The organism is Elstera litoralis (genome assembly GCF_000963705.1).
GTDB lineage: Bacteria > Pseudomonadota > Alphaproteobacteria > Elsterales > Elsteraceae > Elstera > Elstera litoralis.
The window spans coordinates 1-713 of the sequence record NZ_LAJY01000774.1 but is presented as its reverse complement, the minus strand read 5'-3'; the positions used below and the strand labels follow the sequence as shown (position 1 = coordinate 713).

Below are 713 nucleotides of genomic sequence, written 5' to 3'. Positions count from 1 at the left end.
CCATCCCTGAATATACTGCGAATATCGCAGCCCTTTACGATCAGGATATTGATAGGTTGTTGCAATACAAAGAGTTTTGATAGTGCGGCCCTCATACGAAAGGGCGGGAGCATCGCCCGAAACACCTTCCAAGTAGTCGGCAAAGAGTATCGGACTTTGTCGTATTTTTGGCTCGTGAGCCGGTGGGCGATCCATTAACTCTGGTTCTCTATAAATGATAGCAGCAAAAATTATTCCAATTATTGCACAGTATAAAATAAATATAATTCCGGAAAAAATTATAAATCGTTCAATTATCTTGAAACTCACCTTATATAAATTTGACCGAGCCTGTCGAAAATTTGACATTTTAACGCCCCTCATTTTTTACTAGACAATAATTTTCTACTCAGATTCAAATTTTGACCAGTTCATTATATGCACTTAAAATAAATAATAAAGCATTTCCAGCGAATTCCGCCGAGAGGCCGCGGCCTTAGTCTAAGAGGGAACTGGCCGGGAGACGTTTTGCAATCAACAAATCGGTACAGTTTCCGAGTTTATGAACATCATTCGGCGGCCAAACACGATACCCCGCTTTGAGTGCCACGAGGAATTTATCGTTTTCATCATAGAAAAGAAGAAAATTTGCAAACTGCCGCTCAATGGCTTCTTTTATATTTAAAGGTATCTCAATATCCTTTCGATCAGGAAACACACGGTGAGAAGCTGAG

General features: G+C 40.1%; 2 protein-coding genes. Both read right to left on the bottom strand.

Annotation, left to right across the window (positions count from 1 at the left end):
- Positions 1-348: hypothetical protein (locus VZ95_RS27615; protein WP_232302769.1), on the bottom strand; the 348-nt coding region annotated here is incomplete at its 3' end.
- A 127-nt stretch (positions 349-475) separates the two neighbouring features.
- Positions 476-713, bottom strand: a 238-nt coding sequence (locus tag VZ95_RS27610) for a hypothetical protein (RefSeq protein WP_232302768.1), incomplete at its 5' end; no start/stop codon positions are given.